This window comes from Nostoc sp. (assembly GCF_036916655.1).
Lineage (GTDB): Bacteria > Cyanobacteriota > Cyanobacteriia > Cyanobacteriales > Nostocaceae > Nostoc.
The window spans coordinates 1-7,109 of sequence record NZ_JBALFY010000128.1 but is presented as its reverse complement, the minus strand read 5'-3'; the positions used below and the strand labels follow the sequence as shown (position 1 = coordinate 7,109).

Annotated in this window: 4 protein-coding genes and 2 pseudogenes; all 6 read left to right on the top strand. The window is 42.9% G+C overall.

Annotated elements, in window-relative coordinates; genetic code table 11:
• Positions 1 to 481: 481 nt before the first annotated feature.
• Positions 482 to 1,051, top strand: a pseudogene (locus V7L31_RS32405) (YrrC family ATP-dependent DNA helicase); the annotation flags it as partial.
• Positions 1,052 to 1,230: 179 nt separating this feature from the next.
• The gene (locus V7L31_RS32400; RefSeq protein WP_190938408.1) at positions 1,231 to 1,482 is read left to right on the top strand and encodes a hypothetical protein; all 252 of its coding nucleotides are present in this window, start codon (positions 1,231 to 1,233) and stop codon (positions 1,480 to 1,482) included.
• A 597-nt stretch (positions 1,483 to 2,079) separates the two neighbouring features.
• Positions 2,080 to 2,700, top strand: coding sequence for a DUF2252 family protein (locus tag V7L31_RS32395; RefSeq protein WP_334700032.1), 621 nt, complete (start codon positions 2,080 to 2,082; stop codon positions 2,698 to 2,700).
• Positions 2,701 to 2,728: 28 nt separating this feature from the next.
• Positions 2,729 to 4,444: a SulP family inorganic anion transporter gene (locus V7L31_RS32390; protein ID WP_334700031.1), complete on the top strand. Its 1,716-nt coding sequence runs from the start codon at positions 2,729 to 2,731 to the stop codon at positions 4,442 to 4,444.
• 169 nt (positions 4,445 to 4,613) lie between these two features.
• The gene (locus V7L31_RS32385) at positions 4,614 to 6,215 is read left to right on the top strand and encodes a S8 family serine peptidase (protein WP_334700030.1); all 1,602 of its coding nucleotides are present in this window, start codon (positions 4,614 to 4,616) and stop codon (positions 6,213 to 6,215) included.
• 284 nt (positions 6,216 to 6,499) lie between these two features.
• Positions 6,500 to 6,684, top strand: a pseudogene (locus V7L31_RS32780) (IS701 family transposase); the annotation flags it as partial.
• Positions 6,685 to 7,109 lie beyond the last annotated feature (425 nt).

The window sequence follows — 7,109 nt, the reverse complement described above, 5'->3', positions numbered from 1 at the left end:
TTATTGCTCCTTATTAAGAATATATCTAATAAATTTTCCTATCCCAAATCTGTTTTTTTGAGATAAATGTAATTTTTTACTCATTTTCTATCAAGTAAATTCCGTAATAACCGATTGTGACAGTTAAGGGTGCGGAATGTGGGTTCAAGAGAGGACTTCACTCAAAATTTAGCGTAGCGTCTCTTTGATTTAAGTCACGCTCAAGTTGTCGAATAGGAGAGTATAAGCAAAACCCGCTACTCCAAAGATTGGAAACAAATCGCCACTGCTGTTAAAGATGCCTTTAAATGCTGCTATCAGGAGTGCGATCGCGTACCAGCACTTCCGGTAGTGATTGCACTCCTGAGTGCTGATGCTGTAATTTCGGTATAAAGGACACTAAGATATAAATTGGTGTGTATGTACTATATTAATGGCTGATTAATACTTATCTTTGAATATTTTGCCGTAACGACAGCAGGAAACATTTTCGCTCAAAGCAATGTCCACTTCCCAAACTCCCATCCAGCAACAAGTTAACGTTACTCCCCAGCATGAAATAATCACTGGGGTAATAGAACGCTTGACCTTCCATTCAGAGGAGTCGGGGTATACAGTGGCGCGTTTGGTACGCCCCAGATTTAGAGATTTAACCACAATCGTCGGTAGTTTTGCCAATATTCAGCCAGGGCAGACGCTTCAACTAACAGGCTTTTGGCGAGAGCATCCCCAGTTTGGGCCACAATTCCAAGTCACCAATTATAAAGAAACTAAACCAGCAACACTCACCGGAATTGAGAAATACTTGGGCAGTGGACTAATCAAAGGAGTTGGTCCAGTCACAGCCAAGCGTATCGTTGCTCACTTCGGTTTGGAAACACTCGACATCATCGAAAACCAAATTGAGCGACTGATTGAAGTCCAGGGTATTGCCAAAAAGCGGATCACTCTGATCAAAAACGCTTGGGCTTCGCAGAAAGCAATTAAAGAAGTGATGGTATTTTTGCAAAGCCACGGCGTTTCAACAACTTATGCTGTGAAGATATACAAGCAATACCAGGACAAAGCTATTGATGCGTCAAATGTTGATTTTAAGCTTTGGGCTAGAGAACAATCCGCATTTCAATCTCGCTCAGATTGGCCAACAGCTAAACCTCAAGCGAGAGCAAATTGGTCAGATGATGCACGGATCTTGTATAACTAAGACGAAAAACTATATTAAAGAAGTAAGTCCACAACAGTAATCAGTCAATGCCCAGCAAAACTATTGAAGTCCGAGAGTACACTGTCAGAGCGCACAAGCGGGAAATTCACACGCGCGTTTTCAACTTTGTGTGTAAGCAGTGCGAACAACCCACACAAAGAGAAACTTTTGGTGTGCGACCTCTATATTGCGAAAAATGCCGTCCGCCACAACCTCCCAAGCAGTCGAAAGTAGTCCCTATAGGCAAGAGGAAACCCAGAGCTATGAACTACAAGAGTGGCAAAGGTATTGCTGGGTGATTTTTTGGTTTGAGGTAAGGGCGATGTCTACGATGGGCTACGCCTACTCACTTTGTAAATGAAGCAGTAGTTATGTGTGAAGTTACGGCAGTTGCATCAAGTGGACAGCCGTGAAGAAGCTGTGGATTCGCTGTTGCAGGGGTTGGGGATTTTGCCAAACCGTATCTGTCATCCTTGCACGCTTTGCTGTTGGGAGCTGTTGAAGAAGAGATGCAAAAGCCCAAGCAAGCGATTAGTAGCGCGTCAGCGATCGCCTTTTGGCTATGCATTACTCAAAAGAGTAAGAGGCTAGAAAGTAGATATAGTAAGATCCGTGATAGGTTAAGATAAAGTTGTAAATCAGTTAAAAGACTCAAAATACCCTTGATAAGAATGATAATTGTGTATGGGGAGAGAGGGAGGAAAAATGCACCTCCTCCCGCTATATAGCAGTTGAAAATCTAGTCTAAACCCCAGTGGAGACAGACTGTTAGTTCGGCATCGCTAACCTAAAAATTCTGTTGACGAACCCGATATTCTGGATAATATTAATCAATTATTATTACTTATTGACAAGAGCTAAATAGCCTTAACCTCTCACTGATGGGTCAACCCTAAATGCAAAATCAGAACTTAGCTTCACAGTGGCTCTCTCGTGCTGAAGGTAGCGCGATGGGAAAAGCCCTGCGGGATCGAGTGCCGCGATCTAGCCATGAAGAGTGGAAACCTGCCCCCAATCGTCCTGACTCAGTTGCGCTCCTGGAGGAATCCAACCAAGGAAGATTGCTGGAATTAGTGCCCATTCGCTACGGACGAATGCTGAAATCTCCTTTTGCATTTCTGAGGGGGGCAGCCAATATCATGGCAGCCGATCTAAGCGAAACTCCCAAGACTGGAATCAAAGTTCAAACTTGTGGAGACTGCCATTTGTCCAACTTTGGTGGATACGGTACACCAGAGAGAAATCTCGTCTTTGATGTCAATGACTTCGACGAAACCCTTTTAGCCCCTTGGGAATGGGATGTTAAGCGTTTAGCTGCAAGCATTGTGGTGGCAGGTAGATACCTCAAACTCTCAGAGAAAAATCGATTCATTATTAGTGGTTATCTTGGTCAAAGTGACACATTCGATCGGGCGATCGCTAATTTTGCAGTAGCTTACGCCGAGCAGACCGAGCGGGATTACAAAGCACTAGCTGATGCAGTTGCGGCAGGGCAGATTAAGGCAATCGAGGAATAATTTTGGACAAGGATTTGAATCCGAAATAATGAAGAAATTGAACGCAAATACAGCCCAGCATCCAACTAAAAAGCGATTTCGCCTGTTTCAGGGAATTTTACCTTTGGCAGTCGCCACCATTGGGAATGATATCGTTGCGGGTATTGTGCTAGCAGCACTGGGCATTCCTGAAGTCATGGGATACACAAAGATTGCCGGAACGCCCATTGCCACAGGTCTTTATACACTTATTCTTCCAGCCTTGGCGTTTGCGCTCTTTGGATCTTCTCGCCATCTGGTGGTCGCAGCCGACTCTGCAACAGCTGCAATCCTAGCGGCTGGGCTATCAGGCTTGGCAGCGTTGGGGAGTTCGCAATATTTAGCGTATTCAGAATTAATCGCCATCCTAGTAGCTGGACTTTTACTGTTAGCACGCCTGTTTAGACTGGGTTTTTTGGCGGATTTTCTGTCGCGTACCGTGTTGGTAGGTTTCTTGACTGGGGTAGGAATTCAAGTAGCAATCGGTCAATTAGGTGGATTGTTGGATTTAAAAGGCGGGGGGAATAATCCAATCCAGCAAATCATTAATACCTTTGAAGGTCTGTCCCATGCTAACCCATTAGCGATCGCGATTTCTCTAGCAGTCTTGATTACGATTAAACTATGCGACAGATTGCTTCCAAAATTTCCAGGTGCGTTGCTGGCTGTAATAGTAGCAATTATTGGCAGTTGGCTGTTTAACTTTGCTAGTCATGGTGTTATGGTAGTTGGATCTATTCCCAGCGGACTGCCATCATGCGGATTGCCCACTATTGCTCTGAGTGAAATTGGGCAAGTATTTGGCATTGCCCTATCGTGCTGTATCGTCATTGTTGCTCAAAGTGCAGCGACCTCACGGGCTTACGCCTTCCGATACAACGAGGACTTTCAAGAAAATATTGACCTAGAGGGTCTAGCTCTAGCTAATCTGGCGGCGGGGATGAGTGGAACCTTTGTGGTCAATGGTAGCCCGACCAAAACTGAAATTGTTGACACAGCAGGAGGAGAAAGCCAAGTAGCTCAACTGACCACAGTAGCAGTGGTATTAGTAGTCATCCTCTTCTTCACTCAACCAATTAGCTATCTGCCGAATGCGGTTTTAGCAGCAATTGTATTTTTGATTGGACTAAAATTGATTGACATTCAGGGGATGCGGTCAATATTTTTGACCCATCGTGATGAGTTTTATCTTGCGCTCGTTACTACTGCTACGGTTGTTTTTATCGGTGTTAAAGAGGGTATTGTTTTAGCAATTATTTTGTCGCTGCTCTTACACGTGCGTCATAGTTACCGACCGCATTCTGCCATCATTATTCCCGATGCTCAGAGATTATGGCAGGCGATTCCTGTCCGTATCGGCAGTGTATCAGCACCTGGTCTGATCGTTTATCGGTTTAGTAGAGACTTGTTTTATGCTAACGCCAGCTTCTTTTCAGAGGAGGTGCAAAATCTCGTGAAAAATGCGGAATCACCCGTGCAGTGGTTTATTCTGGAGTCCAGAGCAATTACTGAAATCGACTACTCTGCATCCCAAACGATTCGGGATGTCGTCAAGGAATTATCCCTGCAGAACGTAACTTTTGTCCTGTCCGGTCTGTCACCGGAGGTAAAAGTCCAGTTCGAGCGGGACGGACTGACAGATTTAATCGGTGCTAATCGGTTTTTTAACCACTTAGAAGAGGCGTTGGCGGCTTTCCACGAAGTTGGCAACCAACAATCAACTTAAAGGAATTACAAGTCACTGTGCGATAGCTCATGAGCGACTAATGGCCAAACTACTAGGTAAAATTAAGCTAAGGCACTTAACAGTAATAAAATGCCCGGCTGTATCAAGGATATTGTTGCTACACGACTATATTTCTGGCGCTTTCGCCCCCAAGTCGAAAGGAGTACTAATGAGCAAAAAACTTATCTGTTGGGTAATTTTGGGAATGAGTGCTTGCTGTTCGAGCTTGCCATTACTTGCCTCAGCATTAGAAGAAAGTTCTTTAGGTAAAAACGGGATTGATGCTCTTGTACTACATCTTGCACCGTACAATTTAATCGGTCGCAAGATAGCCATAGGTCAGGTAGAAATTGGCCGTCCAGGAATGTTTGGTTGGGATAAAGCCGTGTCTAAAAATCGTGCTGTATCACCAGCAGGAGTATTTTTACGCGATGGACGGGCTAAGTCAAATAAGAATGTAGATTCTCATGCATACAATGTGGCAGCAGTAATGGTGAGTAGAGATAAAGCTTTACCAGGAGTAGCCCCAGGAGCGCGACTGTATTCAGATGCCGTAGGTGATACAAAAAAAATGGGACAGACACAAGAGTGCTTATCGGCACAATACATCGCCTTGCAAAACGGTAGTGATGTTCGCGCGATCAATTTCAGCTTTGGTGAACCACTGGAACGTGACCCACGGACAGAGGCTGTTTTAGATGGTAATGCTTTACTAACATTATGTGTTGACTGGTCGAGTCGCGTTCATGATGCTTTATATGTAATTGCGGGTAACCAAGGCAAAGGAGGGATTTCAATTCCGACCGACAATTACAACGGAGTGAACGTGGCTTTTTCATCCCAAAAGAAAGGTATTTTTAATAAAGTAGCTGTTGACAATTTGGTAGGTGATGGCAAAGGAGTAAGTAGTCGCTTAATTGGTAAAGAGTTTGATATTGAAGGTCGTCACTCTATTAGTTTAGTAGCCCCAGGCAGTAATATTGATTTAATCAATCCAGATGGTCGGGTAAATCCGGGTTCAGGGACAAGTTTTGCTGCACCTCATGTTACGGGCACTGTTGCCTTGTTACAAGAATTTGGGGATCGACAACTGCGTAAAAAACAACTCCATTGGAGTGTTGCTTCTCGGCATCACCAAGTCATGAAAGCTGTATTGCTCAATTCCGCAGACAAAATTCAAGATAGCGGTGATGGCTTACGCTTGGGAATGATGAAAACGCTTATTGATAAACAAGACAGAGACTGGTTGGCAACTGATGCATATAAAGAACCAAAAATTTCTTTGGATGCTCAAATGGGAGCGGGTCATTTAAATGCATTTCGAGCCTATGAACAATTTAGTGGCGGCGAATGGCAACCATCTAATGCTGTGCCTAGTATAGGCTGGGATTATGGCACAGTCAAGGCTGGAACATCTATAGAATATACATTAGCAAAACCATTAAAGGCGAATAGTTTTATTGCTATTACTCTGGCTTGGGATCGCCTAGTAGAATTAAACGATCTCAATCACAACCAGCAGTATGATGTTGGAGAGACTTTTCGTGATCGCGGGTTGAATAATCTCAACCTCTACTTGGTAAAAGCTAATGCTTTAAGTGAGGATATGGGTGTAGTTTGTAGCTCAATTAGCCAAGTTGACAGCGTACAACATATCTTCTGCCCTGTTCCGACTCAAGGTAATTATAAAATCCGGGTTCAGTTTCGCCATCAAGTAAATGAATCAACTCAACCTTATGCTTTAGCTTGGTGGAGTGTACCTGTTAACTAAAGAAGTAAAATGGAAGGTGGTTTTTACTCAAACCATTGTTTTATATTTAACAGAACTTACGCATTGACAGATAAGACCATAAATAGAGTGCTGAAAATTAGAAAAGAATAAGCGATCGCTAGTCATACCAATTCACTAAAATCATGAAACAGATGTAAACCCCGAAAGGGTTGCTATATCTAAGTTTTTTAATTGCGAATGGGCGAAAAAGCGAATTGCGAATTGGTATCAGTAGGCGGCTGGAAAGATGGATAATTTAGACTGTCTCCATGAGGGTATGGACAATCAGAGTAACTACCAAGGCATCTACAACAAAATGTGATCTCAACACTTACACTTTGTTTTTATTGGCAGCAATCTTTGTATCCGGGCTGCACACGTTTAGCAGATATCATAGAAAATTTATCACAGGAAGTGTGTCAACAGATTTTTGCTACGTGAGCGGTATGAAGCGAAAGACTTACACGATTTTAGTAATTAGTTGTGGGAGCAAGCCCCCACTAATTTCCCTATAATCTTCTTCTTGACTCCATAATTCTCCCTCAGAATCATTCTTTTAACGCACAGATGACATCATAGAAGTATTCATAATCACATATTTATCTCCTTTTTTTAAATCCGATTGAGGTAACTCTTGTGAACGGTTAATTTATTTGTAATCAAGTTAGCATTTTGTTCGGGGATTTCATAGTAATTATTGACAGAAGAGGAGAATCAATACCTGGAGATATTTTATTAGCAAAGGTTTTGATTTTTCCGAGCCACATAAAAAGTTTATTGTTTGTGAAGTAAAATACTTATCCCGGATTTCTCACAAGCCGAAAAAAAATAGGGGTCAAAAACTGTCAAAATGTCTATTGCACATGAATTTCAGCAGTTTTAAGCATGACCCCC